16 protein-coding genes and 2 pseudogenes are annotated in these 26,540 nt (G+C 63.2%); 7 read left to right on the top strand and 11 right to left on the bottom strand.

From position 1 onward, the window contains the following. The first annotated feature begins 27 nt into the window (after positions 1-27). Together ABV518_RS09560 and ABV518_RS09555 are read left to right on the top strand one after the other, a co-directional pair. Positions 28-585: a hypothetical protein gene (locus tag ABV518_RS09560; protein WP_367766750.1), complete on the top strand. Its 558-nt coding sequence runs from the start codon at positions 28-30 to the stop codon at positions 583-585. Then, the gene (locus ABV518_RS09555) at positions 582-3,476 is read left to right on the top strand and encodes an ATP-binding cassette domain-containing protein (protein WP_367766749.1); all 2,895 of its coding nucleotides are present in this window, start codon (positions 582-584) and stop codon (positions 3,474-3,476) included. The genes ABV518_RS09560 and ABV518_RS09555 overlap by 4 nt, the downstream gene beginning before the upstream one ends. 93 nt (positions 3,477-3,569) lie before the next feature. On the opposite strand, the gene ABV518_RS09550 is transcribed toward ABV518_RS09555, so the two are convergent. From ABV518_RS09550 to ABV518_RS09520, 7 genes and pseudogenes are all read right to left on the bottom strand, one after another. Beyond that, entirely contained in the window at positions 3,570-3,722 is a 153-nt protein-coding gene (locus ABV518_RS09550) for a hypothetical protein (RefSeq protein ID WP_367766748.1), read from the bottom strand. Between the two features lie 22 nt (positions 3,723-3,744). Then, on the bottom strand, positions 3,745-7,395 hold the full coding sequence (gene metH / locus ABV518_RS09545) for a methionine synthase (protein ID WP_367766747.1): 3,651 nt from the start codon (positions 7,393-7,395) through the stop codon (positions 3,745-3,747). A 186-nt stretch (positions 7,396-7,581) separates the two neighbouring features. Then, positions 7,582-9,588 carry a hypothetical protein gene (locus ABV518_RS09540; RefSeq protein WP_367766746.1) on the bottom strand — a complete coding sequence of 669 codons (2,007 nt, stop codon included), beginning with the start codon at positions 9,586-9,588 and terminating at the stop codon, positions 7,582-7,584. Positions 9,589-9,698: 110 nt separating this feature from the next. Next, entirely contained in the window at positions 9,699-11,687 is a 1,989-nt protein-coding gene (locus ABV518_RS09535; protein WP_367766745.1) for an ATP-binding protein, read from the bottom strand. Next, positions 11,684-12,355, bottom strand: a complete 672-nt coding sequence (locus ABV518_RS09530; protein WP_367766744.1) for a hypothetical protein — start codon at positions 12,353-12,355, stop codon at positions 11,684-11,686. Before ABV518_RS09530 ends, ABV518_RS09535 begins: the two co-directional genes overlap by 4 nt. A gap of 273 nt (positions 12,356-12,628) precedes the next feature. After that, positions 12,629-12,856: pseudogene (locus ABV518_RS09525) on the bottom strand (ABC transporter ATP-binding protein); the annotation flags it as partial. Positions 12,857-13,368: 512 nt separating this feature from the next. Beyond that, complete coding sequence (locus ABV518_RS09520; protein ID WP_367766743.1) at positions 13,369-14,295, bottom strand: 5'-nucleotidase; 927 nt, start codon at positions 14,293-14,295, stop codon at positions 13,369-13,371. Between the two features lie 392 nt (positions 14,296-14,687). Here ABV518_RS09520 and ABV518_RS09515 point away from each other — a divergent pair, with 392 nt between their 5' ends. Both ABV518_RS09515 and ABV518_RS09510 read left to right on the top strand, forming a co-directional pair. After that, complete coding sequence (locus ABV518_RS09515; protein ID WP_367766742.1) at positions 14,688-15,701, top strand: hypothetical protein; 1,014 nt, start codon at positions 14,688-14,690, stop codon at positions 15,699-15,701. A 100-nt stretch (positions 15,702-15,801) separates the two neighbouring features. Then, positions 15,802-15,945, top strand: coding sequence for a hypothetical protein (locus ABV518_RS09510; RefSeq protein ID WP_367766740.1), 144 nt, complete (start codon positions 15,802-15,804; stop codon positions 15,943-15,945). A gap of 246 nt (positions 15,946-16,191) precedes the next feature. On the opposite strand, the pseudogene ABV518_RS09505 reads toward ABV518_RS09510, so the two are convergent. Together ABV518_RS09505 and ABV518_RS09500 are read right to left on the bottom strand one after the other, a co-directional pair. After that, positions 16,192-17,236, bottom strand: a pseudogene (locus tag ABV518_RS09505) (ABC transporter ATP-binding protein); the annotation flags it as partial. A 177-nt stretch (positions 17,237-17,413) separates the two neighbouring features. Then, positions 17,414-18,997 (bottom strand): amino acid permease, encoded by a 1,584-nt coding sequence (locus tag ABV518_RS09500; RefSeq protein WP_367766738.1) that lies wholly within the window; start codon positions 18,995-18,997, stop codon positions 17,414-17,416. A 405-nt stretch (positions 18,998-19,402) separates the two neighbouring features. Here ABV518_RS09500 and ABV518_RS09495 point away from each other — a divergent pair, with 405 nt between their 5' ends. From ABV518_RS09495 to ABV518_RS09485, 3 genes are read left to right on the top strand one after another with little or no spacing between them, the layout of a single operon-like run. Beyond that, positions 19,403-20,806, top strand: a complete 1,404-nt coding sequence (locus tag ABV518_RS09495; protein WP_367766737.1) for a DUF6421 family protein — start codon at positions 19,403-19,405, stop codon at positions 20,804-20,806. Continuing rightward, positions 20,803-21,561: an SDR family NAD(P)-dependent oxidoreductase gene (locus ABV518_RS09490; protein ID WP_367766736.1), complete on the top strand. Its 759-nt coding sequence runs from the start codon at positions 20,803-20,805 to the stop codon at positions 21,559-21,561. The genes ABV518_RS09495 and ABV518_RS09490 overlap by 4 nt, the downstream gene beginning before the upstream one ends. Beyond that, positions 21,558-22,673: a low specificity L-threonine aldolase gene (locus ABV518_RS09485; protein ID WP_367766734.1), complete on the top strand. Its 1,116-nt coding sequence runs from the start codon at positions 21,558-21,560 to the stop codon at positions 22,671-22,673. The genes ABV518_RS09490 and ABV518_RS09485 overlap by 4 nt, the downstream gene beginning before the upstream one ends. Positions 22,674-22,743: 70 nt before the next feature. On the opposite strand, the gene ABV518_RS09480 is transcribed toward ABV518_RS09485, so the two are convergent. Beyond that, positions 22,744-24,786, bottom strand: a complete 2,043-nt coding sequence (locus tag ABV518_RS09480; protein ID WP_367766733.1) for an ABC transporter ATP-binding protein — start codon at positions 24,784-24,786, stop codon at positions 22,744-22,746. Next, a complete protein-coding gene (locus ABV518_RS09475; RefSeq protein ID WP_367766732.1) occupies positions 24,783-26,516 on the bottom strand; it encodes an ABC transporter ATP-binding protein in 1,734 nt (577 codons plus the stop codon). Before ABV518_RS09475 ends, ABV518_RS09480 begins: the two co-directional genes overlap by 4 nt. Between the last annotated feature and the right edge of the window lie 24 nt (positions 26,517-26,540).

Raw genomic sequence — 26,540 nt, 5'->3', positions numbered from 1 at the left:
GGACAGGCAACGATCTACCCTTGACACGTGACTTTGACTAAGATCCGTACCGCCGCCGCGAGCTCCCTCGCCGCCGCCGGTCTCCTGCTTACCCTCGCCGCCTGTTCCACGCCGGCCACCACCCAGCCATCCGCCTCTGCGCCGGTTTCCTCGGCAGCGGCCTCATCCAACGCCTCCGGCGGGCCCTGCGCCGGTGTGAAGGTCGTCGTCGATTCGGGTGCCCTGAAGCAGGACGCCGCTGAAACGTCGGTCTGCGTGGCCGTGGACGCAAAGACTCCCGCCTCCAAGGTGCTCGAAGAGGCAGAGGTGAAAACCGTAGGCACTACCCAATACCCCAACGAACTGGTGTGCCGCGTAAACGGTGTGCCCGCCGCAGACTTCGAGATCGTCCACAAGGGCGGCACGTACAAGGAAGAGTGCGCGGGAATGCCTGCCGCATTCGCCTACTGGTCCCTCTGGGTCAAGCCCGCCACTGGTGACTGGGCCTACGCGCAGGAAGGCCTCGCCACCCTGCAGGTCAGCCCGGGCGAGAGCCTCGAACTGCTCTACACCGTCGACGGCGTACCGGCCGCACCCACGGCATGACCTTTAGACCCGCGCCGCTACGCGCAGCGGCGGCTCTCGCCGTCGTGTTCATCGCGGCGCGGGTCATCTACCGCTTCCTTTTCAACGGGGCGGGCATCGGCGAACCGGTGCTGCTCGACCTGCCGGCGGTGCGGCTTTCTGCTCCCTACGCCCATGTGGTGCTCCTCGGCCCGCTGACGGCCCCCGGTTTGTGGGCGGCGGTCCTGTCCGCCCTGCCGATTGCCGGGGTGATCCTCGGTTTCGGCATCCTCAATGCGTTTGTGGACGTGGCCCGCGGCTTTGTGCACCTGGCCCGCCGCGGCCCCATGCAGGGCATTGCCCGGATGCTGGTGGTTGCGTGGGCGGCGCTTCCGGCACTTGCCGACGCCGTGACCTCCGTGCGCCTGGCGTTCCGGTTGCGGGGCGAACGCTTCGGAGCCCGTGCCCTGGTGCCCGTGCTCGAGCGCACCCTCGAGCACGCGAGCCGGGTTGCCGCGGCCCTGGAGCTGCGCGGCTTCGGAAGCCGGGCAGCACACCAGCCCGGCCAGGGGACCGAAGTTCCGGTCCTGATCCGGGACGCCCAATTCCGTATCGGTGACGCCCAGGTGCGCGTCGCAGCGTTCACGCCGCCGAGCGGGTCCATAACGGTCATTACCGGGCCCACAGGCTCCGGCAAGTCCACCATCCTGCGGGGCATCGCCGGCCTCCTCTCCCACGTTGACGGCGGCGAAATTACAGGCACCGTGCGCGTCGCCGGAACGGACCGCGCCGCCACGCCGCCGCGCGATACCGCCCGCCTCGTCGGCGTCGTCCTGCAGAATCCCCGCGCCGCCTTCGCCTCCACCCGGGTCCGGGACGAAATCTCCCTCGCCCTTGAGCTGCGCGGCATGGCATCCGGCACCGCCAACGCGCGGGTGCTGGAGGTCGCGGAGACTGTCGGGGTGTCGGCGCTGCTGGACCGGAATATCAGTACCCTCTCGGCAGGGGAGGCCACTCTCGTAGCCATCGCCGCCGCGGTGGTGGAGCATCCGGCCCTGCTCCTCGTGGATGAACCCCTGGCCGACCTCGACACCGCGGCACGGGCACGCGTCATCGCCGTACTCGATACCCTCGCCCGCGACGCCGGTGTCTGCGTCATCGTGGCGGAGCACCGGGCACAGCCGCTCGTACCGGTCGCCGATTCGTGGTGGACCATCATCGGCGGCGCCCTGGTACCCGGTGCCGCGCCATCCGCCCCGTCCGCCCCTGCCGCCGCGCCTCCAACGCCGGCACAGCCGGCTGACCTCGTTCCCGTACTGACGGCCGCAAACCTCGCGGTGCACCGCAAGGGCAAGCCGCTGGTGCGCGACGCATCCCTGACCCTGCACCGCGGTGAAGTGGTGGCACTGGTGGGGCCGAACGGTGCCGGGAAGTCGTCCCTCCTGGTGGCGCTCGCCCTGGGTGAAGGTACGGCGGGTCAAGGCACCGGCAGTGCAAGAATGGCCGACGGCGGAACGCTCGACGGCGGCCGCGTCGCCCTGGTGCCGGATGCCTCGGACGACCTCTTCACCAGGGATACCGTCGCGGCGGAGCTCCGCGCCGCCGACCGGCGCCAGGCCCGCGCTCGCCGCTCAGACCGGCGGCACCCAGACCGCCGCCGCCCGGGCACAGACCGGCTTCCCGCGGTGCCTGCGGAGTCACGCCTGGCCCGTCTGCGGGGAGACGTTAGGATGCCCATCGGACAGGAGCATCCCCGGGACCTCTCTGCGGGTGAGCGCAGGATCCTTGCCATCGCGCTGCAGACTATGGACGACCCCCAGGTGCTCCTGATCGACGAGCCCACCCGCGGACTCGATCCTGCGGCGCGCACCGCAGTCTCGGCGGCGCTGCGCGCGGCAGCGGACTCCGGCGCGGCGGTCCTGATCGCCACGCACGACCTCGACTTTGCGCACGGCCTCGGCGCCCGGATCCTCCCGATGCATGACGGCGTCGCGCCCGCTTCAGTGGAGGCCGAGGTCCCCGAAGTGCACCTTCCGCTCCCCCGGCCAACAAGTGCCGGACGAAAACCGCGGGTCATCGAACCGGACTCCCAGGGAGCGGTAACAAAGCGCCGCATCCGGATGCCGCGGGGCGTCGAGCTCGCCGTCCTCGCAGCGGCAAACCTTCTGGCGCTCGGTGCTTTCTGCTGGCCGCTGCTCGCCGCGGCCCTCCCGGAGGATGCCGCCGCGGCCCTCCCCTACGCGGCCCTGGCCATTGCGCCGCTCGCCGTCGTCGCCATCGTGGTGTCCTTGGACGGCTCGGTCAGCTCCGCGCACACGGTGGCGTTGCTCGGCGTCCTGGCAGCAGTCGGTTCGGCAGTGCGGGTGGCGAGCACCGGCGTCGGGGGCGTGGAGGCAGTCTTTATCCTGCTGATCCTCGCGGGCCGGGCCTTCGGTGCCCGATTCGGCATGCTCCTCGGTGCCGCCACGATCGCCGTCTCGAGTGCCTTGTGGGGCGGGATCGGGCCGTGGACGCCGTTCCAGATCTTCGCCTGTGCGTGGGTGGGCGCCGGCGCGGGGCTGCTCCCCCGCCGGGTGCGCGGGAAAGCCGAACTGTGGATGCTGTGCGGCTACGGTGCCGTGGCGTCCTACCTGTTCGGCCTGCTGACCAACCTGTGGTTCTGGCCGTTCGCCGTCGGCGCTGGCACGGGCATCTCCTACGTGGCCGGCGCGCCGCTGGCCACCAACCTCAGCAGCTTCCTGCTCTACTCGCTGGTGACGTCGACGGCGGGCTGGGACACCCTGCGCGCCGTCACCACCATCGTCGGAATCATTGTGGTGGGGCGGGCCATCCTCGCCGCGTTCCGGCGGGTGAAGCCGGTCTCCAGCGGTGGCGGTAAAGCCGCGAAGGCCTCCTCCGCCCAGGCCGGGGACCAGCACCAGTTCACACCCTGAAGTGCTGCACCGTTCCAGGACACGCAATCGGCCCGGGGACGCCCAAAAACGGGTGTCCCCGGACCGATTCTGCGTCCTCAGCCAAGCTCAGTGTCAGACGTTGGCTTTCCGCTTGAACCAGCCCCACACGGCCGTGGCCACGAACAGGACCAAGCCGATGAATGCCAGCCACAGCAGGCCCTTCACCACGAAGCCGAGGATCGAAAGGACAAGCCAGATAATAAGCAGTGTGATGATAATTCCCATAGGGGAAGCTTAGGCCCTCAACTCACACCTTGAAGTACTTCGCCTCGGGGTGGTGGAAAACGAAAGCGTCGGTGGACTGTTCGGGGTGCAGCATCAGCTCGTCGCTGAGGACCACGCCCATCCGCTCGGGTTTCAGCAGCTCCGTGACCTTGCGGCGGTCCTCCATGTCGGGGCACGCGGGGTACCCGAGGGAGAACCGGGCACCGCGGTACTCGAGCTTGAACAGGCCGGCCTTGTCCTTGGGTTCCTCGGAGGCGAAACCCAGTTCCTGGCGGATCCGGGAATGCCAGAACTCGGCCAGCGACTCGGTGAGCTGCATGACCAGGCCGTTGAGTTCGTAGTAGTCGCGGTACTGGTTGGCGGCGAACATCTTGGCGGTGAACTCTTCGATCTTCGAGCCGGCGGTGACGAGCTGCACGGGCAGGACGTCGATCTGCCCCGATTCGCGGGAGCGGACAAAGTCGGCCAGGCACAGGTGCCGGTCGCGGCGCTGGCGCGGGAAGTCGAACCGCAGCCGCTCGGTGCCGATCGGACCGCCTGAACCGCCGTCGGGGGCGAGCAGACCCGCAGTGCCGAGGACGCCGTCGGCATCCTCACCGTGGTGCAGGACTACGACCTGCTCCCCTTCGGCGACCACGGGGAAGTAGCCGTAGGCGACGGACGCGTCGAGCATGCCCTCGCCGAGGATGCGGTCCAGCCAGTACCGCAGGCGCGGCCGGCCTTCGCGTTCCACGAGTTCCTCGTAGGAGGCGCCGTCCTCGCCGCGGCCGGGCTTGAGCCCCCACTGCCCCATGAAGGTGGCGCGTTCGTCGAGGAAGCTGGCGTAGTCGTGCAGGGCCACGCCGCGCACGATGCGGGTGCCCCAGAACGGCGGCGCGGGTACGTGGTTGTCGGCGGCGACGTCGGACCGGCCGGGCATGGCCTCCGGTTCGGTCACCGTGAACTTCGGCCCGCCCTTGTGGATCCGCTTCTTCAGCGGCGGAAGGCCGACGGCGGCGGGGTCGGCGCCGCGGGCCACCTGCACCAGCGGTTCCATGAGGGCCAGCCCCTCGAAGGCGTCCTTGGCGTACCGGACGGTGCCTTCAAACTGCTCCGCCAGGTCCTGCTCAACGTAGGCGCGGGTCAGGGCGGCGCCGCCCAGGATGATGGGCCACTTCTTGGCGAGGCCGCGGGACTGGAGTTCGGCGAGGTTTTCCTTCATCACCACCGTGGACTTCACCAGCAGGCCGGACATGCCGATCACGTCGGCGTCATGTTCCTCGGCTGCGGCCATGATCTCGGCGATGCCCTGCTTGATGCCGATGTTGATGACTTTGTAGCCGTTGTTGGTGAGGATGATGTCCACCAGGTTCTTGCCGATGTCGTGTACATCGCCGCGGACGGTGGCGATCACCATGGTGCCCTTGCCCGACGAGTCCGACTTCTCCATGTGCGGCTCGAGCAGGGCCACCGCGTTCTTCATGACCTCGGCGGACTGCAGCACGAACGGCAGCTGCATCTCGCCGGCGCCGAAGCGCTCACCGACGACCTTCATGCCCTCGAGGAGCTGGTCGTTGATGATGGCCAGCGGGGACATGCCTTCGCTGCGGGCGAGGTCCAGGTCCGCTTCCAGGCCCTTGCCTTCGCCGTCGATGATGCGCCGCTGCAGGCGTTCGCCGGTGGGCAGGGCGGCGAGTTCCGCGGCGCGCTGGTCCTTGAGCGCTGCGGTGTCGACGCCGGCGAACAGGTCCAGCATGATGGCCAGGGGGTCGTACGTGACGTTGCCGTCGGCGTCGTATTCGCGCCGGTCATAGACGAGGTCCAGGGCGACCTTGCGCTGTTCTTCCGGGAGGGAGGCGAGCGGCACGATTTTGGCGGCGTCGATGATGCCGCTGGACAGGCCGGCCTGGACGGCCTCGTGCAGGAACACGGAGTTCAGTGCCATGCGCGCTGCCGGGTTGAGGCCGAAGGAGACGTTGGAGACGCCGAGGGTGGTGTTGATGCCGGGGTACTTGGTGGTGATCTGGCGGATGGCCTCGATGGTTTCGATGCCGTCGCGGCGGGTTTCTTCCTGGCCGGTGGCGACGGGGAAGGTCAGGGCGTCCACAATGATGTCCTCGACGCGCATGCCCCATTCGCCCACGAGTGCGTCGACGAGGCGGGAGGCGATGGCCACCTTGCCCTCGGTGGTGCGGGCCTGGCCCTGTTCGTCGATGGTCAGGGCGATCACGGCGGTGCCGTGTTCCTTCACCAGCGGCATGATGCGCGCGAAGCGGCTGTTGGGGCCGTCGCCGTCCTCGTAGTTGACGGAGTTGACCACCGGGCGGCCGCCGATGAGTTCGAGACCGGCCTGCAGCACGGGAGGTTCGGTGGAGTCGATGACCAGCGGGAGGGTGGAGGCCGACGCGAAACGTGAGACAACCTCCTTGATGTCGGCGACGCCGTCGCGTCCTACATAGTCGATGCAGACGTCGAGCAGGTGTGCGCCGACGCGGACCTGCTCGCGGGCGATGTCCACGCAGTCGTCCCAGCGCTCTTCGAGCATCGCCTGGCGGAACGCCTTGGAACCGTTGGCGTTGGTGCGCTCACCGATGGCGAGGTAGGCGGACTCCTGGTCGAAATTCACGTGGTGGTAAAGGGAGGCGATGCCGGCTTCGCGCTCGGTGGGGACGCGGCTGCCGTCGGCGCCCCGGCCGCCGCTGGTGACGGCGGCGGAGGTGCGGAAGGGGGCAAGGCGTTCGACGACGGCGGCCATGTGCTCCGGCGTCGTACCGCAACAGCCGCCCACCAGGCCCAGGCCGAACTCGCGCACGAACTGCTCGTGCGCGGTGGCGAGTTCGCTGGGTGAGAGGGGGTAGTGCGCGCCGTTGGGGCCGAGGACCGGGAGGCCGGCGTTGGGCATGCAGGCGATGGCTACGGAGGACTGCTTGGACAGGTGGCGCAGGTGCTCGCTCATCTCGTCCGGTCCGGTGGCGCAGTTCAGGCCGATGGCGTCGACGCCGAGCGGCTCGAGGGCGGTGAGTGCGGCGCCGATCTCGGATCCCATGAGCATGGTTCCGGTGGTTTCGACGGTCACCTCGACGAAGATGGGGAGCCGGATGCCGCGGGTGACGATGGCCTGTTTGCAGCCGTTGACCGCGGCTTTGGTCTGCAGGAGGTCCTGGCTGGTTTCGATGAGGAAGGCGTCCGCGCCGCCGTCGATGAGGCCCTCGGCCTGCAGGGCGAAGGTCTGCTTGAGGTAGTCGTAGGTGGTGTGGCCGAGGCTGGGGAGCTTGGTGCCCGGCCCCATGGAGCCCAAGACCCAGCGCATCCGTCCGTCTGTTTTTTCTGCCGCTTCGGCGCGCTCGCGGGCGATCTCCGCGCCCTTGCGGGCGAGCTCTTCGATCCGGTCGTCGATCCCGTAGTCGGAGAGGTTTGACCAGTTGGCGCCGAAGGTGTTGGTTTCCACCGCGTCGATGCCGGTGGCGAAGTACGCGTCGTGGATGTCCGCGAGGACGTCCGGGCGCGTGTCGTTGAGGATCTCGTTGCAGCCTTCGAGCCCCAGGAAGTCTTTTTCAAGGGACAGTTCCCGGCCCTGCAGCATGGTGCCCATGGCGCCGTCGGCAATGACGACCCGGTGGTTCACTGCGTCCAGGAGCTCCTGGGCGCGGACGGGGCGGGGGACGGACTCAATATCAAGCGCGAAACGAGGCATCTAAACAGGTTACGTGCGGGGGCGCGAACGTGACGCTGTGTGTCCGTGTACTACGGCGGGGATGGGCGCCCGACCTGCCAGTGCCGGTCCGCACATCGTCAAAGAAGAAGGGACCAGCTGCCAGAGGGCGTTTGCATATTCTCCAGTGGGACTGGCACGACATGGGCGCTCGTATTCATTCCTTGCTTAAACAGTCCGGGTTTGGCGAGGCGTCGGACGATTACCCCGAATAACTACTGTCACCACATGCCGCGGCTTCGCACCAACGACAGGCACTTCATCGACCCACACGGATTCCCTAAGCGAGGGAATCCCATAGGTATGGTCCGTCAAGTCAAGAATCGCGGCAATCGAGACCCTGGGACCAACCACTGTGTAGCCGGCAGCCTGACCTCCATATGCGGCAAGCAGCGCGCTTCGGGAGGCGTCCCTAAGCTCGCGTTTTACCTCGATCGTGAACCTATAATCTTGCGTGACCGTGACGTCGGCCCGACCTGCGCCGACATCGGGCTCCTCCATGCGCGTGAAGCGCCGCAACGACGAGCTTTTCAACCATGAATTCAAATCTCGCTGGAGGAAGACCTCAGTAAAATTCTTCCCGTCTGTCCGTGGAAAAAGGTAGGTAACGTCGGGGCCACCACTTCCCCGTCCAACATCCGCCCTATCCGCAGCGAACCGAAGTACTTCGACAAGCACTTCAACAAATTCTTCCCGGACAGTACCGGCTAGGTCCTCACAGCTCGCCAAGCCGTCCAGGGCAGTTCCCAATAGCTGGTCGACAACTGGATCACTCCGCCGAGCGCGTGCTCGAGCACGCGCCTCCGCTGCCTGATTCATCCAACCAATCACAGCCGGTACTACTTCGACTGCATGTGCTAGTTCAGCTGCGACAGCGGGGTCCGCGTCGGTGCCAAGTTCGGCAGCCAAAGCGGGCGCCGCTGCCCACACTTTTCCCGACGCACCACCTCCATCAGGCCTCTCGACTGAGTACAGAGAATCCAGAAGTCTCCGAGCGGCTTCTGCGTCAATTTCCTGGACCGCATCTGACTCCAAGGCATCCCTTAGGTGTGCAAGCAGGCCCTCACGTCGAATAAAGGCAGCCTGAACAGTTGGCTCCAATACGGTTCGAAGCCCATCAGGAGAAATCACGGTTACGGATCGGGCTGCTTGATAGGCAGCAAGGACTCGCGACAACGTATCAATGGGAGTCAGCCACGAAGACTGATGCAGTGGATCCGTGGCGGCCCTCAACGTATGAGCGAGCGAGTACCACTCGATTTCGGCCTGACGCCTAGGTCGAGCCCAACTGCCCATCGCCGTCCGAGTTGAGAAGATCGCCCGTTGTGACATCGCCTTTGTCAAGTCCTGAATTGCCTCTGATGAATCATCGGAGGTACCCGTCGGAGACCCGGCAAAAGCCACCATAATGTCCAAGGCACAACGAAAAATGGTCGCATCATCACGGGATTCAGCCATTGCCTCTACAGCAACGAATTGATCACGTGTGGATGTCAGGCCTGTCATGATGGCGTCTAATGATTCGCCTTCAAGTGCGGTTCGGAGTCCTACCTGCGCAAGCTCGAACAAGGCATCCGCTTTTGCCTCGTCGAACTCGGCCAGTCTGTCCAGGACATTTATGAGTTCGTCCTCGCCCCACCGATCGAGCGCTAGCCCCACCAATGAAGGCAATCGTTCAAGAAATGTGCTGGCGTCCTGCGACGTGACGGACAAAAGTAGGTCCAAGGCACGAAGCCGCGCTGCCGAGTGCGATAAGCCAAGCCGCGTCAACACCTCAAGGTATGCGTAGGCCTGGAAGCCGTCGGTTGCCCGGTTGATCTCTACCTGGCTGGCAAGAGCTACGGCAAGGGGGCGGGCATGCGCATCCATAAAGCGAGGACAGCTTAATGCAACATCGGCCGTCTCCATGAACACTAGCCGCTGGAGGTTAGGCAGCACCGACGCGACTACTTCGAGAAGTTGTTTCGACCGCGGGTCATTTGCCCGCGACGCAGCTTCGGCGAGGGCAACAAACTCAGGAGCGGATTGACGCGCCGCTTGCGTGACCACATCCCCATCATCTAGGTCAGCCGAGTCCACCCTTTGGTAAATGTCGTCGCCGAATGCCTCCAGCGCCTCTAGATCCATAGGCCCGGGAACCGCGAGTTGAAGCAATATGTCAGCTAGATGCATCACTCGTGCCACCTTTCGTGTGCGGCCGTAATCCTGTCGACGCTAGATCTCCCATTTATGCGTTCATTCAGGCGAATTACCACGTCCTTGGCTGCTCACCTTGCAACCCCTAATCACCACAATGGACTTCCGTCCAGGCTCGAATAAGTGCTCTCCTGTGCAACATTTCCAAGAACGGCTGCTGGCTCCGCTGACGCAACGACAACCTGCAATGTCGGAAGTTCATCTTTCAACGAATCCAGCTCACGCAAAAGTGTCGCTTCATCCTCGACTGTTAGCTCATCCGAACCCGGGGAGTCAAGAAGGATAAGTCCGGGATGGCTGCCCACGCCCGCTCGATGGCCAACTCGCAGCAAAGCGACGACAACCGCTACGCGAAGCCGGAGGCGCTCCCCGCCCGTCACATTCTTGAATGACGCCTGCACGCCAGCTGTCGTCACCTGCATGCCGCCTCTGCGATCGAGTTCAACATTCTCCAGGTTGTCGATCCCGAACTTCTTTCCGAGGGTGACGATTTCCTTGTTTAGTTCCGCAAACACTGTCGCGGCCGAGGCGCGTGTCACCCTGGCAAGCTCTTCGACTGCTGCCTCGAGCACTACCAGCGACTCAGAGGTCTCCAACTCCACACTGCCTTCAGTTACACTCTCCAGGCTTCCCTGTAGTCGAGCCTCCTCCAACTGAAGCGCCAAGCGTTTCGTGAACTCGTCTGAACGGCTAGTGTTACTTAATTCAACTGCGAGGGTTTCGACTTGTTTCTGTGCTTCCCGCTCATCTGTTGCAGCTGCGGCAGCAGTCTCCTTGGCAGCTGTTTCCGCCTGTCTTAAGGCTTCCAATACGTCGCCGGCATCCTCCGGCGCTCCATCTGCATCGGCGTCAATCCCAGAAAGGGCCGGGAGCTCTTTCGTGCATACGGCGCACTGATGGACGCTCAATTCCAGTTCGGTGCGTTGCGACTCGATGCTCTGCTCGCACCGCGGGCAGTGTTTGGGGAGAAGTCCATGGAAGAGCGCCGCAGCTAGCTCGGTTTCCCGAATGTCATTCATCTGCCGCTCCTCAGCCTGGCGCACCGCCTTCACCTCATGAAAGGTACGGCCAGCGGCCCTGCTCTCTGCTGAAGCTGATTCAAGAGCCTGTTCCGCGTCACGTAACTCCGCTGCGACCACTTCATACGAGCGACTAGATCCAGAGGGCAATGACTTCATTTGCTTCTGAACCTCTGCAAGTCTGACAGCCAGGGCAGCCCGCTCTTTAGCTCTTGCCAATGAGTCCCCTGCTATCTGTCGTGCCTGGTTTGCTTCATCCTGCCGCGCCTGCTTGGAAAGTGTGGTGAGCCGGATGTGAGTGCTCATCAACGGGACGTTGCAAAACATCTGCAGAATGCGCGCGGGAAGCCCTGCAAACACCGTATCCCCTAGCAAAACCTCAGACCCTGCCCGAGGCAGGTAGAGGCCGCCGAAGTACGCCGGCCAGCTGTTGACCTGAGGCCGCCCTTGATCGCTTCCACGGAACTTTTGGAAGTTCGTCATTGGTTCCAAAGCAAGTAGCGTCAGCATCATCTGATCCTGCTGCTTCGCGAATTCACCTTCCGATAGTCCTGACGCGAGCACATGCACCTCACCACTCGGGGAATCGCCGGCCAGGTAAGAGCGCAATGTTTCACTATCGCTGGCCCTCAAAACGTCTGCGACGAACCCATGTTCTTGCCTTTGAAGTACGACGGCCATTGGCATTCCGTTTACGGAGTACTCAAGCGAAATTCGATCAAACCAAGGTTTGACATCATCACGCAGTCGTCGTGGACTACCGCGCAATCCCCAAGTGATCAGTTCCAATATCGTCGACTTGCCACGAAGGTTTTCATTCGTAATCAGGGCAGTGACACCTCTTGAAAATTCAAACGTTTTCTCGAACGGACCGTCCCACAGAGTGTTAACTCTTTTGCCTTTTATCGAGAGTCGGAGGATGTCCAACGATCGCTGCGCCGGCGGCACTGGCATTAACGACACGCCATGACCAACGAGCACATTTGCCACCGTCTCTGCAGACAGATTTGAGCGTCTAACTATCGCATTTGTCAACTCATCTGGAGTAGGGACACTCATTCTTGTTTCTCCTCAATTTCCTCGCGAATTGCCGCTAGACGCCGCCGCGCTCGTTCGGTGATGCTCGGGATACGCACACCGTGAGACGTATTCAGATATTCGTCCACAATGTATTGACGGTCCTTCAGCTGGGTTGCGCCTTGCCCCTCCGCTAGCTGAACAACTAAAGCCGACCGCGCCGAGTACCACATCAATTCCGGGAAGTCAGTACCAATTTTGGCAACCGTGTCCCTCCCTGCCTGAAGCAGGAAGTAATCCGTCCGAGTTACGTGCCCAGGCCGACCCTGCTTGCGCCGGACGACGAGATCCGCATGGCGTAGCACTGCCAGCGCATCCTCGAGATCTTCGTAGGCGCCGAAGAGGTATCGGAGCATCGGGTATCGGCGCATCTCCGGTTCCTCGGTGTCCAGGATCTCTGCGGCCAGTCCTAAGAGGGCCAAGTCCTGATCACCGTTTTCATAGTCGTTGAGCAGTTCATTCGCTAAGTAGTCGGGGTTCCTGACCCAGAAATCCAACTTCTGCAGGCGGACTTGAGACCGTACCACCCCTACCGCGGACGCCAAGGCGGCATCAGCTGAGACATCGGAGTTACTTATCGGCTCTGCAGCTTTATCGATCAGCATGAGGATTCGTACCGCATCCTGCATACGCGTCGTCGGACTGCTCATTCAACCCCCGTTACCGCCCGAAGGCTGAACCAAAAGACCCTGAGGGCTGCGATTGCCGCTCTGCCTCGGACACAATCTAACCAGAGCCTGCACGACAAAGACCTGCGTTCCATGACTTTTGGAGAGGTGTCGCTGTAATCGAGTCAGCTCAGAGCAGGCTTGATCATTTCGCGTGCGCGACAGGGGAGTCGAGCGAACTTTGCAATTCGACGGAACACTTCCCAAGTTTCATTTCGCGGCATTAAACCTCCGCCACTGAACCGCGAACTTGGCCTAGTACAGCCACGCGTAAGCCCCGCCGGCAGCCAACAGTGAAGCGTGCGTCCCCTGCTCCACGATCTGGCCGGCCTCCATTACCAGGGTGAGGTCCGCGTCCCGGATCGTGGAGAGACGGAGGGCAATGACAAAAGAAGTCCGGTCGGGCCGTGAGGCACTCATCGCCTTCCGCACGAGCACCTCAGCCCGCATATCCACAGAAGAAGTCGCCTCATCCAGAATCATCCCGGCCCTGCAACAGCCTGCCCATCGCTCAGCAGCGGCAATGACGACCCGCTGGTTCACAGCATCCAGCAGCTCCTGTGAACGGACGTGGCGGGGAACGGAGTCACTATCGAGCGCGACACGAGGACTGGGGGCCGGAACGTTGTGCTGTGTCCCTGTACTACGGCGAGCGAGGTGGTGGCCGCCTCCGTAAACCGGCATTTCATTGTTGGCTACGAACTGAGTTTGTGCCGTTGAGAACGGAGGACCGGAGCCGGTACGCCGGGCACGCGAACTGCCAGCCTAGGAGATCGTCCCTCGGGGGTACTTCTCAACCATCGCCGCCAGAGCCCCGTTAGGTATGCGCTGATTGTCCGAACGCCTAGTCATTGTCCCCGAAACGGTCGATATTAGACCGGGCCATCATCGAGGCATCTGGCAGGTCGGAGACCATCACTGTATCTGCGGTCTGCGGCATTGTCCGATCAGCTAGAGTACGACGAAATTACGCACACCTACTGTTCTGACTCCTGCTACAGATTCATGGCGCCGAATGGCACATGAACGCTCGGCGTCATGAGTGCGGTTCTTTCCAAATGGTCCGTCTGGTCATCAAAAAAGATGTGTGGCTTCAGAACGCTTGTGACAAGCGATTTATCCACTCCACCTAGGAAGAATGCATCGTTGACCGTGACACCCCAGGATTTGAGCGTCGCCATAGCTCTTCTATGCGCTGGCGCATTGCGCGCGGTCACGATCGACGCGTGGACTCTTCGCTTATAAAGAGGATCCGTATTACAGCGTTCTTCCTCGATGCGTTGTATTTTATTCACGTTGGCAAGGAAATCTCGCAGTAGCCCGGGATCGTGGGGGGTTGCTGCATTCAGCTTTTCGTGTTCACGGAATTGCTCAATGCCACTCTCCTGGAAGATCTGCTCTGAACCGTCATCGGCAATAACTCCGTCGAAGTCGAAGGCTATGCGAAGGTCGTGGTCAGCGGGATCGTCCACGTAGGTGGAATCGAGAACACGACCCGCTGGAAGATTGGCCGCCACGGCCTCGCGTACATCTCTGTCATTGGCCGAAAGGAAAAGGGACATATTCAACGCTGGCATGAATTTGTACGGCGATTTTCCTTGCATGAAAATTGCTCTAGTAATAGGCAATCCGTAAGCCTCGATCGAGTTCATGACCCGCAGACCGGTGTCGGGGTCGTTGCGGGAGAGGATGATCACTTCGATCAACGGGTCGTCTTCGTCACCCAAGTCGTTCAAGGAGAGGAGCCGCTGTACGAATGGAAATGCCACGCCAGGGTTGAGGCGGTCGTCAAGATGTAGTTCCTGATATTCGCGGTATGCTTCCTCGCCGTCCGTTCGGAAAATAGCATCGGACTCCGCCAAGTCAAACAGCGCGCTAGATGCAAGCCCGATCACGAGCCGATCCTGAAGACTATATGGCATACCGCTCCCCAAAGTGATGTCTATGTGGCGGGCACTGGTTTGCCCTCTAGTTGAAGAATAGCGGGATCATTGGTCTCCGCTTTTTGACCCAGGGGCTTCTTTGCAGAAGTAGCCGGAGGGAGCTTCTGGCTGACCAAGTCATTGGACGGGGCAAAGTCGTCTACATTGTCCTGGCTTCCTTGGACATTCCGCCCCGACGGCTATCTCTGCTCTGACTATGGACGGCCCACTTCCGGGTACCACCAGCGAGGCATTTCCGAAGTATTGCGACGCTCAGGACCAACCTGAACAGTCCGCCAAGAAGGAGGTGCAGGGCGAGCCGTTTGTTCACTCGAAGCAATTCAAGGCGAAAAATCCAACGGGAGTGTATGTAACCACCTAAGCTTTCTCTCATGCCCGTCTCAACGCCTGATAGCCCAGCACCCAGAACTTCGAAGTGGGCATACCGCAGGCTGCTACTTCGCATTTCCCAATATCTCTGGGAAAAGAGCCTTCAATCCAGAGCACGCCTAGTTTCGGGAATTCTAGCCACCCTGTTCGCGGTTTGCATCGGACTGCTGGCTTTCTCGGGCTCCTGGCCCATGTTCGCAATATGGGCAGGATGGATCGCCCTGAGCCTCCTAGTTGTTGCTTGGGTGCATACGTCGGTGGTTGAAGCGGACCTACAAGACTTTGGCGTGAGGGCTGATCAGGAGCTTACCGCCCTACGAGTAGCCGCCGAGGTCCTCGAGACCCAGATGCGAGAAGCGACGGCAGCGGAAAAGGCCGCCATACAAGAACTTAAAGACTTCCGAGATGCGCTAAAGGGTGTTCTTCTACCTTTATCCGCGAAACTCGAAGAGATACCTTTGTCGGGGAGTCATGCGGATGCGTCGCACAAGACTGGCCAATTTCAAGGCTTGGCTCTGGATTTGCTGTTTCTCACTGCAGGTAAAGGGCGCTTCCCCAATGCAGCCCGTGCCACTCTCTACGGCGTAGAGAACGGCGTGCCGAAGCTAATCGACTTCCGGGGCAGAAGCGAATCACCACGGGAGTCCTTTGAAGGCGATTCTCTATTGAAAATAGAGGAGCTCATGCGAAGGGGGGACGCACGAGTTTTCTACACCAATGACAATGACAACAGTGTCACCCCGAGCCGTGGCAGCACCTACCAGGTGGTCGTGGCCTCGTCAGTCGGACGCAAACCTCCCAAGCACGGAATGCTGACCATTGACAGTTCGGCAAGGGACCACTTGTCTGACGACGATTTGGCAGTCGTTCAATCTGTCGGGAGCATGCTTGCCGCCTCGCACCGAATAGTGGGAATCATCCAGGAACTTGAGCGGGCCAAGTCTGAAAATGCCAAGCTAGCCGCGGGTATGGCTAGAGCGAGAGCCGCCGCAGCCAGACGCACTACGGGGGAGTGAAAAACACGTCCTTGCCCCACTGCTCGACGCAGACGTGCCGCCAGCAAAACGTCAGTTGCACGCGCTATAGTTCAACTACCATCACAGCTAGGAGGACGCCATGAACACCTCAGAGGTCATCAACAGAGCAATGGATCAGTTGCTCAGTGGCAAAATTTCCCCTGAAGAGTACGTGGAAGTCGTCAGCAAAGCCAATGAAGAAATTGCTGCGCACGAGATGGATCATCGGCTCGTTGCAGCGTAGGTAACACTGAGCAGTTCCACGTCGGACTTGTCCAACAGAAGAGCATGCGACCCCTCGGGGATGGTCCAGCAAACTGTTGGGCATTGGTTCGGGGCAAGCAGGCAGAGCCTCACAGTGATTCGCGAAGGTAACACAGCGACCGAGGTGCTTTTGCGCAATTGTGCGTCCCCGTCTAAGTCAAAAGGTAGAACGGCAACCCCACATTCTCTTTCGAGCGTCGTCCAGTCTGCGGAACGAAACCCACCCTTAAATTTCCGCCGCAGGAGCCGCGAACTGCGCCTCGTACAGCCGCGCACAGGCCCCGCCCGCGGCCAGCAGCGACGCGTGCGTCCCCTGCTCCACGATCTGGCCGGCCTCCATCACCAGGATGAGGTCGGCGTCGCGGATGGTGGACCGGCGGTGCGCCATCACAAAAGATGTCCGGTCGGACCGCAGCGCACGCATTGCCTTCGGCACCAGCACCTCGGTCCGGGTGTCCACTGAAGAAGTGGCCTCGTCCAGGATCAGCACCGACGGCCGGGCCAGGAACGCCCGGGCAATCGTCAACAACTGATTCTCGCCCGCGGACACATTGGAACCTTCGTCCTCCAGCACCGTGTCGTAGCCTTCCGGCAGCGAGTGCACGAACCGGTCCACGTATGTCGCCCGCGCCGCCTCCAGGATCTCGTCTTCGGAAGCCGACGGCCTGCCGTACGCGATGTTGTCCCGGATGCTCCCGCCGAACAGCCACGTATCCTGCAGCACCATCCCCAGCCGCGAGCGCAGCTCGTACCGCGTCATCGCGGTGACATCCACGCCGTCGAGCGTTATCCGCCCCGCATCCAGCTCGTAGAACCGCATCATCAGGTTCACCAGGGTGGTCTTGCCCGCCCCGGTCGGCCCCACGATCGCCACCGTCTGCCCCGGCTCGGCCACGAGACTAAGAGAAGAGATCAGCGGCTTGTCCGGCGAGTAGGAGAACGACACGTTCTCGAACACCAGCCGCCCCCGCCCGCCGTCGGGCGAGGAGCCGGGCGAAGGATCCGGCAGACTCCTCCTCCTCATCCAGCAACGAGAACACCCGCTCCGCCGACGCCACCCCGGACTGCAGCAGGTTGGCCATGGACCCCAGCTGCGCCAGCGGCATGGTGAACTGCCGCGAGTACTGGATGAACGCCTGCACGTCGCCCAGCTGCATGGCCCCGGACGCCACCTGCAGCCCGCCCACCACCGCGATCTCCACGTACACCAGGTTCCCGATGAACGTCATGGCCGGCATGATCAGCCCCGAAATGAACTGCGCGCCGAAATTCGGTGCCTTCCTGGCGGGGCTCCTCCTGCACATCTCGTTCTGCCTGATGGCGCAGTTCAGGACGATGACGTCGACGCCCAGCAGATTGAGGGCGGTGACTACGATGTGGATCCTACAGACCTGGGGAGGAGCGAAGCCAGGTGCTGTTCTCACCCGGCTTCCCTCTTTCCGGCCTGGTTACTGGGTGGCGCCCCTAGGTTCGTCCTCGACGTCCTTGGGTGCCGTGAGATCCATCTCGAGCAGCGGCACTACTTTGGACTTGGTGAGGTAGCGGTGACCCAGCCATAGAGCGACAAAGACTGGCAACCCGATGTAGGAGGAAAGCACCTCCACGGACCGTCCGGCAAGCACAGCCTCGTAATTCTGTCCCGCGATGACCAGTATGAGCAGGGCGAAGGCCAGCAGTGGGCCAATGGGGAACAGGGATGCTTTGTACGGCAGGTCGCTGACTTTGTTTCCCTGGGCCAGGAAGCCGCGCCTGAAACGGTAGTGGGAGACCGCGATTCCCGCCCAGACGATGAAGCCGCACAGGCCCGACATGTTCAGCAGCCAGGAGTAGGCTGCACCCTGCCCGACGATCGCGGACAGGAACCCGAAGAGTCCCACGGCCGCCGTCGCGAGCAACGCCGCCATCGGCACACCACGCGCATTGGTTCGGCCGAAGATCTTCGGGGCCATGCCGTCATGGGCCATGGCGTAAAGCATCCGGGTGGAGGCATACAGTCCGGAGTTGCCCGCGGACAGGATTGCGGTCAGGATCACGGCGTTCATCAAGGCCGCCGCGAAGGCGATCCCGGCGCGATCGAAGACCAGGGTAAAGGGCGATGATGCAATATCGGACTCACCGGAGGCCAGCAGGCTCGGATCGGTGAACGGGATGAGGCAGCCGATGATAAAGATGGCGCCAATGTAGAAAAGCATGATGCGCCAGAAGACAGTGCGGATGGCCTTAGGCACCTCGCGGCGCGGGTTCTTCGCTTCGCCGGCGGCGACTCCTACAAGCTCGGTGCCCTGGAAGGAGAACCCGGCAACCATGAAGACCGAGATGATCGAGACCCAGCCCCCGTGGAACACGTCATCGCGGCTTTCCCAGTTGCTCAGTCCCGGAGAGTTATCCCCGAGGATGCCGAAAATCATCAGCACGCCGGCGATCAGGAAAAGCACCACTGCGCTGACCTTGATCAGTGAGAGCCAGAACTCCGACTCACCAAAGGACTTCGCCGAGAGGGCATTGAGCCCGGTCAGCACCAGCAGGAAGATCCCGGCCCACACCCATCCTGGGACCCCCGGGAACCAGAAATCCATGATGATTCCGGCCGCGACCAGCTCTGCGGCCACCGTGATGGCCCAGTTGAACCAATAGTTCCAGCCGATCGCGAACCCAAAGGACGGGGAGACGAAGCGGGTGGCAAAGGACTGGAATGAACCGGCAACCGGAATTTTGGCCGACATCTCGCCGAGTGACTGCATCAACAGGAATACCATCAGCCCGACCAGCGCGTAGCCGGCCAGCGCACCGCCGGGACCCGCCTGGGAAATGGTGCTGCCCGAGGCCACAAAAAGCCCGGTACCGATCGCACCGCCGATGGCGATCATCTGCAGGTGGCGGTGGTTCAGCCCGCGCTTGAGTTCGTTGGTGGATTCGCCGGAAGGGCGATCTGCCGCTATCGCAAGGGCGGACCCCTGTGTTCCATTGGGCTTGATTTCTTCTTTGAGATCAATAGCCCGATCACTTAATTGCGTTTGGGAGCCAAGTCCCATGGTGCCTCCGAAAAGGTAGCTGCGGTGAATTTGGGCCTTCCGAAGCACTCGGCCGGGAAGGATGGTGATCAAGCTAACACACGCAATGGAAGCGCCATTTGGCGTGGCGAATGTTGCACGCCCGACGGGTCAAGTCCTTACGCATTGGCCGTGGCAATCCAATTTGAGCACAAGAGTTGCTGATTTGAGCCCGTTCGGTGACTAAGCAGCTCTGACGATCTGATAGGGCGCGTCGACGCCGCTTCCGGGATGTCTTAAAACCACCGACCCAAAGGTCAGACGCAGGCATTGCACTGAAGAGCAGCCGCCAAGCAAAAGTATTTCTTATGCATGCGGTAAGAATCCTTCACGGATGCTTACGCACTGCTAGCTTCTTCAGGAATCCCCTCAACGGAAGGAACGAGCATGTCTGTAATCGCAAACCCTGAAGTGACAACCATCCGCGCAGAAGACCTCAAGGCGCTCCCCGCATGGCAGGCCCTGAAGGCAGCCGTCGTCGGGCTGCAGCAGGTTCAAGTGCAGGACGGTTCCGTTCCGGAACCCGCCGACCATGACCAGGCCCGCCAGAATGTCGGCATCATCACGGACTCAATCAACGATCTGCGCCACCACCTCCCCCACGACACGGACTACCTTGAACTGCTCGTGCAGGACTTCCAGCGGTGGGCGTCCGAGGGCTTCGTCGTACCGGATTTCCTCGACTCATTGGTAGCCTTCCACCCCGAGCAGTGGCGCATCGACGGGCTGCCGCACCTGGTTCTGTTTCCCATGTACACGCAGAACGGCAGCACGAACCGCTACTTCGAGGCCGTCCTCATCGAGGTCATTTGGCCTGCATTCGTGGCTGACCTGGAGGCAACTAACTACTCCAACAAGCTGTTCGTCCCCATCAGCTTCATCGATTTCACGCCCGGCTATGACACGAACTCCGCAGTTCTCTTCCCCGAGAGCGTAGCGGTCCGGAGCACCCCTTCCTTCACGTGGGGAGGCATCTTCGCGGACCGCGAAGCTGCCCGGTTCCGTCGCGTCCTCAAAGCTGCTGCCGACATCACCTCCCTGGACCTGCCGGCTGACGCCGCGGAACTCATCCACGACCAGCACCTCACGGAGAAGACCTTCGTGATGTGGGATCTGATCCACGACCGGACCCACATGCGCGGCGACCTGCCCTTCGATCCCTTCATGATCAAGCAGCGGATGCCGTACTTCCTGTACTCCCTCGAGGAGCTGCGCTGCGACCTGACCGCCTTCCGCGAGTCCGTCCTGATCGAGAAGGACGAGAACGCTTCCGAGGACGCCCGCAAGCACGCCAAGCTGGTCCAGTACGCCGTGATCTTCGACCGCATTTTCCGCTTCGCGATTACCGGGAACCGGGTCCGTAACTACGACGCCGTGGGCGGCCAGCTGCTGTTCGCCTGGATGCACCAGCACCGGGTCCTGCACTGGACCGACGGAAAGTTGAGCATCGACTGGACGGACGTCGCCGGCGTCGTCGTCGAACTCGGAATCCGCATCGAGGAACTCTACTGGCGTTCCATCGACCGGCCCAAGACCGCACACTGGCTCGCTGCCTATGACCTCGTCTCGGAGACCCTCACCCCAAACCCCTCCTCCGTCTGGGCCAAGGGACCCGGCGCCCTTCCCCTGGACGGTCCGCCCAAGGGTCTGACCGACCAGGTCCTGGACGACGAGTTCCCGCTGTCGATGTTCTATGAAGCACTGGAGAAGAAAATGCGCCCCGTCATCGAATCAACTGCCGGGATCACCGGGCAGAGCCCTGTAAAGACCGACGGCGAGGCGGGCGCATGAGCCAGGACCTCTCAGGGCGTACGGTCGTCGTCGCCGGTTCGACAAGCGCCGCAGGCGTCGCGGTAGTCCAGGCCCTCTCGCATGCAGGGGCACGCGTGGCCGCCGTGGACATCCTCGAGGACCGGGTGCAGGAGCTCGCGGCCGCGTACAACAACGTCACGGGCTATGCCTGCGACCTCGCGGACCTGCAAGCCGTTGAGTACCTGGCGACGTCTGTCCGTAACGATCTGGGTCCCGTGGACGGCCTTATCCATCTTGTCGGAGGGTGGCGAGGCGGCACCGGAATTACAGGCCAGACGGATGAAGACTGGGACTTCCTGCACACCAGCGTCCTCACCACACTGAGGAACACCAGCCGCGCTTTTTACGACGATTTGGCTGCCTCCCCTGCGGGTCGACTGGCCGTCGTTTCCGCACAGTCCGCCTCCGCGCCGACAGCGAGCGGCGCCGCCTATGCCGCCGTCAAGTCCGCCGCCGAGGCATGGACCCTCGCCGTGGCCGACGGATTCCGGCACCTGCAGGGAGGCAATGAAAGCCCCCACTCCGCCCAGCACTCAGCCGCTTTGGTCTTCGTGGTCAAGGCTCTGGTCGATGACCGGATGCGCGCAGCCCAGCCGGAACGGAAATTTCCGGGCTACACCGATGTCAGTGTCCTTGCCGACGCTGTACAGCGGATCTTCGTTCTGGAGGCAGCACAGATCAACGGGCAGCGCTTGCCCCTCACGGCCGGCCTCCTCGCGGGTGCACCGGCATGAGCGTCAGCGTTGATACAAAAGCAGGCGTCCCACAGGTACTCGCGGGGCGCCTGCACGACCCGGCTTACCGGGGCTTCGCCTCGGATAACTACGCCGGGGCCCACGCCGAAATCATCGAAGCAGTTCAGGCAGCCAACGAAGGCCACGTCACCGCATACGGGGAAGATGTCTACACAGCAGCGCTTCAAGTTCTCATCAAGTCCCACTTCGGGGCAGCTGCCACCGCATATCCGGTCTTCAATGGAACAGGGGCCAATGTCCTCGCCCTGCAGGCCCTGCTCCCGCGTTGGGGCGCTGTCATCTGCGCAGCAACAGCGCACATCAATACCGACGAAAACGGCGCCCCGGAACGGATCGGCGGGATAAAGCTCCTCCCGGTCCCCACACCGGACGGCAAACTCACCCCGGAATTGATCGACGCCGAAGCCTGGGGGTGGGGAGACGAGCACCGGGCGCAACCGCTGGTCGTATCGATCACCCAGACCACCGAACTGGGCACCTGCTACACGCCGGAAGAAATCCAACGGATCGCTGAACACGTCCATGCGAAGGGAATGAAACTGCACCTGGACGGAGCAAGGCTGGCCAACGCGGCAGCACATCTCGGGCTTCCTTTGCGGGCATTCACCACCGACGCCGGTGTGGACGTCCTGTCTTTTGGCGGCACGAAAAACGGGCTGTTGTTCGGCGAAGCCGTTGTCTGGCTCAACTCACAGTCCGACCCAGGCATGAGCTACCTGCGCAAGATGAACATGCAGCTGGCCTCAAAGATGCGTTTCGTCTCTGCGCAACTCGTAGCCCTCCTAACGGATGGGTTGTGGCTGCGGTCCGCCAGCCAGGCCAACGAAATGGCTCAACTTCTCAGCGAAGGAATCTCGGCCATTAACGGCGTCTCGCTGACGCAAGCAACCCAATCCAATGGCGTCTTTGCCGTCCTTCCCGCTGGGGCAGCGGCGAAAGTCCGGGAGTCCTTCCGCTTCTATGACTGGGACCAGGCACGCGGGGAAGTCCGGTGGATGTGCTCGTGGGACACCACCGAGACCGACGTCCACTCTCTCGTTGCTGCAGTGAAGCATGCCGTAGGCTCTCCAGCCAACGAAACGCCTGCATAAGGAAGACGCAGCTGCCATCCACTGGCGGCACTTTCCGGCGGGCGTGGTCTCAAGGGGCCGCGCCCGTTCCCTAAACCTCCGCCACCGGAGCCGCGAACTGCGCCTCGTACAGCCGCGCGTACGCCCCACCCGCGGCCAGCAGTGAAGCGTGCGTGCCCTGCTCCACGATCTGGCCGGCCTCCATCACGAGAATGAGGTCGGCGTCGCGGATCGTGGACAGGCGGTGCGCAATCACAAAGGAAGTCCGGTCGGACCGCAAAGCTCGCATCGCCTTCTGCACCAGCACCTCGGTCCGGGTGTCCACCGAAGACGTGGCCTCGTCCAGGATCAGCACCGATGGCCGGGCCAGGAACGCCCGGGCAATCGTCAGCAGCTGCTTCTCGCCGGCGGACACGTTGGAACCCTCGTCCTCCAGCACCGTGTCGTACCCCTCTGGCAGCGAGTGCACGAACCGGTCCACATAGGTGGCCGTGGCCGCTTCCAGAATCTCGGATTCAGTAGCCCCAGGCCGTCCGTACGCGATGTTGTCCCGGATGGTCCCGCCGAATAGCCACGTATCCTGCAGCACCATGCCCAGCCGCGAGCGCAGCTCGCGCCGTGGCACCGAGGTGATGTCCACGCCGTCGAGCGTTATCCGCCCGGCGTCCAGCTCGTAGAACCGCATCATCAGGTTCACCAGCGTGGTCTTCCCGGCACCGGTCGGCCCGACAATCGCGACTGTCTGCCCCGGCTCCGCCACCAGAGACAGCGAGGAGATCAGGGGCTTGTCCGGCGAGTAGGAGAAGGACACGTCCTCGAACACCAGCCGCCCCCGCCCGGCCCCATTAACAGAAACACCTGAAGCAGGATCCGGGGACTGCTCATCCTCATCCAGCAGCGAGAACACCCGCTCGGCGGACGCCACCCCGGACTGCAGCAGGTTGGCCATGGACCCCAGCTGCGCCAGCGGCATGGTGAACTGCCGCGAGTACTGGATGAACGCCTGCACGTCGCCCAGCTGCATCGCCCCGGACGCCACCTGCAGGCCGCCCACGACGGCGATCCCCACGTACACCAGGTTCCCGATGAACGTCATGGCCGGCATGATCAGCCCGGAAATGAACTGCGCGCCGAAGCTCGCGTCGTACAGCTCCACGTTCTTCTGCCGGAACCGTTCCTCCACCTCGCGCTGCCGGCCGAACACCTTCACCAGCGCATGCCCGGTGTATGTCTCCTCGATCTGCCCGTTCAGCTCCCCCGTGTGCTTCCACTGCGCCACGAACAGCTTCTGCGAGCGCTTGGCGATCAGCGCCGTGATTCCGAGCGTCAAGGGAATGGTCACCAGCGCGATCAGCGCCAGCGTGGGCGACAGGATGACCATCATCACGAGCACACCCACCACGGTCAGCACCGACGTGACCGCCTGGCTGATGGACTGCTGCAGGCTCTGGGAGATGTTGTCGACGTCGTTCGTCACCCGGCTGAGCAGCTCACCGCGCTGGATCGAATCGAAATACCGCAGCGGCAGCCGGTGGATCTTCGCCTCGATCTCCTCGCGCAGCCCGAACACTGTCCGCTGCACCACCCCGTTCAGCACATACGCCTGCACCCACATAAACGCCGACGCCAGCACGTACAGCACCAGCGCCCACAGCAGCACGCTGGACAGCGCCGCGAAGTCGATCCCCTCGCCCGGGGTCAGCGCCATGGGCGTGAGCATGTCCGCCTTCTGGTTCTCCCCCGCGGCCCGCAGCTGCGCGATCAGCTCCGCCTTGCTCACCCCGGCGGGCAGTTCCTTGGACACCACTCCGGCGAAGATCAGGTTGGTGCCCTCGCCCAGCAGCCGCGGCCCGATCACCGAGAGCGTCACGCTGGCGATGCCCATCACCAGCACCAGCAGCAGCCACGCCCGCTCCGGCTGCAGCGTGCCCAGCAGCCGCCTGGCCGACGGCCCGAAGTTCATCGCCTTCTCGGCCGGGACGTTCATCCCCGCGAACGGTCCGCCGCGTCCCGGCCCGCCCGCCGGACGGGGAATGCGTACGACGTCGGCAGTCCCGGGTTTCGAGGCGGGTGCGGTTGCGCCGGGGCCGGCTGCGTGGTTGGCGCCCGACGGCGGCCGGTGCGGCGTGCTCATGCCGTCTCCTCCGCTGCCAGCTGGGAGGACACAATCTCCCGGTACGTTTCCGAGGTCTCCAGGAGCTCGCTGTGCGTTCCGCGCCCGACGATCCTGCCGTCGTCGAGCACCAGGATCTGGTCCGCGTCCGCGATGCTGGACACGCGCTGGGCGATGATCACCAGTGTGGCGCCGGCGGTGCTGCGCTTGAGCGCCTGCCGGAGCCGGGCGTCGGTGCCGGTGTCCAGCGAGGAGAACGAGTCGTCAAAGATGTACAGTTCGGGCCGTTTCACCAGGGCCCGGGCGATGGCCAGCCGCTGCCGCTGCCCGCCGGAGACGTTGGTGCCGCCCTGCGAGATGGGTGCGTCCAGCCCGCCTTCCATGTCCTCGACGAAGTCGCGGGCCTGGGCGATCTCCAGGGCGGTCCAGAGCTCGTCCTCGGTGGCGTCCGGCTTGCCGTACTGCAGGTTGGAGCGGACGGTGCCGGTGAACAGGTAGGGCCGCTGCGGGACCAGGCCGATGTGCCCCCAGAGCAGGTCCGGGTGCAGCTCGCGGACGTCCACGCCGTCGATCCGGACCGAGCCGGTGGTGGCGTCGAACAGCCGCGGCATGAGGTTCACCAGGGTGGTCTTGCCGGCGCCGGTGCTGCCGATGATCGCCGTCGTCTGCCCGGCCCTGGCGGTGAAGCTGATCCCGGAGAGGACGGGCTGGTCGGCACCCGGGTAGGCGAATCCGGCGTCGAGCATTTCAAGTTCGCCGCGGCGCACGGCACTGCTGAGCGGATTCCTGGGCGGCCGGACGGATGACTCGGTGCCCAGCACCTCGCCGATCCGGTCCGCGGAGACGGCGGCGCGCGGGATCATCACCGCCATGAAGGTGGCCATCATGACGGACATCAGGATCTGCATCAGGTAGCTCAGGAAGGCGATCAGGGTGCCCACCTGCATGGAGCCGTCCTCGATCCGGAACGAGCCGAACCAGATCACGGCGACGGACGATACGTTCAGCACCAGCATGACCACGGGGAACGCGAGCGCCATCAGCCGGCCGGCCCGCAGCGCGGTGTCCGTGACGTCGTCGTTGGCCTGGGCGAAGCGGGCGGTCTCGATGTCCTCGCGGACGAAGGCGCGCACTACGCGGATGCCGGTGAGCTGCTCGCGGAGCACACGGTTGACCGTGTCGATCCGCTTCTGCATCTTCCGGAACAGCGGCACCATCCGGGTGATGATGAGCCCCACCCCGATCAGCAGGACGGGCACGGCGACGGCGATCAGCCAGGACAGCTGCACGTCCTGCCGGACGGCCATGATCACGCCGCCGATGGCCAGCATGGGCGCGGCCACCATCATGGTGGCGGCCATCAGCACCAGCTGCTGGACCTGCTGGACGTCGTTGGTGGAGCGGGTGATCAGGCTGGGCGCGCCGAACCTGGTGACTTCCTGCTCGGAGAACTCCCCCACGCGGGCGAAGATGGCGCCGCGCAGGTCCCTTCCGGTACCCATGGCGGCCTTCGCTCCGAAGTACACGGCGATCACGGCGCAGATGATCTGCAGCAGCGTGATGCCCAGCATGAGGGCGCCGAGGCTGAGGATGACGCCGGTGTCGCCCTTGGCCACGCCCTCGTCGATGATGTCCGCGTTCAGGGTGGGCAGGTACAGGGACGCGATGGACTGTGCCAGCTGGAAAACGACGACGGCGATCAGCAGCTGCCGGTGCGGCCGCAGGTATTCAACAAGCAGTTTCCAGAGCAAAAGCGGCTCCTGGTCCAGGGCTCA

The sequence above is a fragment of the Arthrobacter sp. HS15c genome (genome assembly GCF_040812005.1).
In the GTDB taxonomy this organism is placed as follows: Bacteria; Actinomycetota; Actinomycetes; order Actinomycetales; family Micrococcaceae; genus Arthrobacter.
This window is presented reverse-complemented; position numbering and strand designations above follow the sequence as displayed.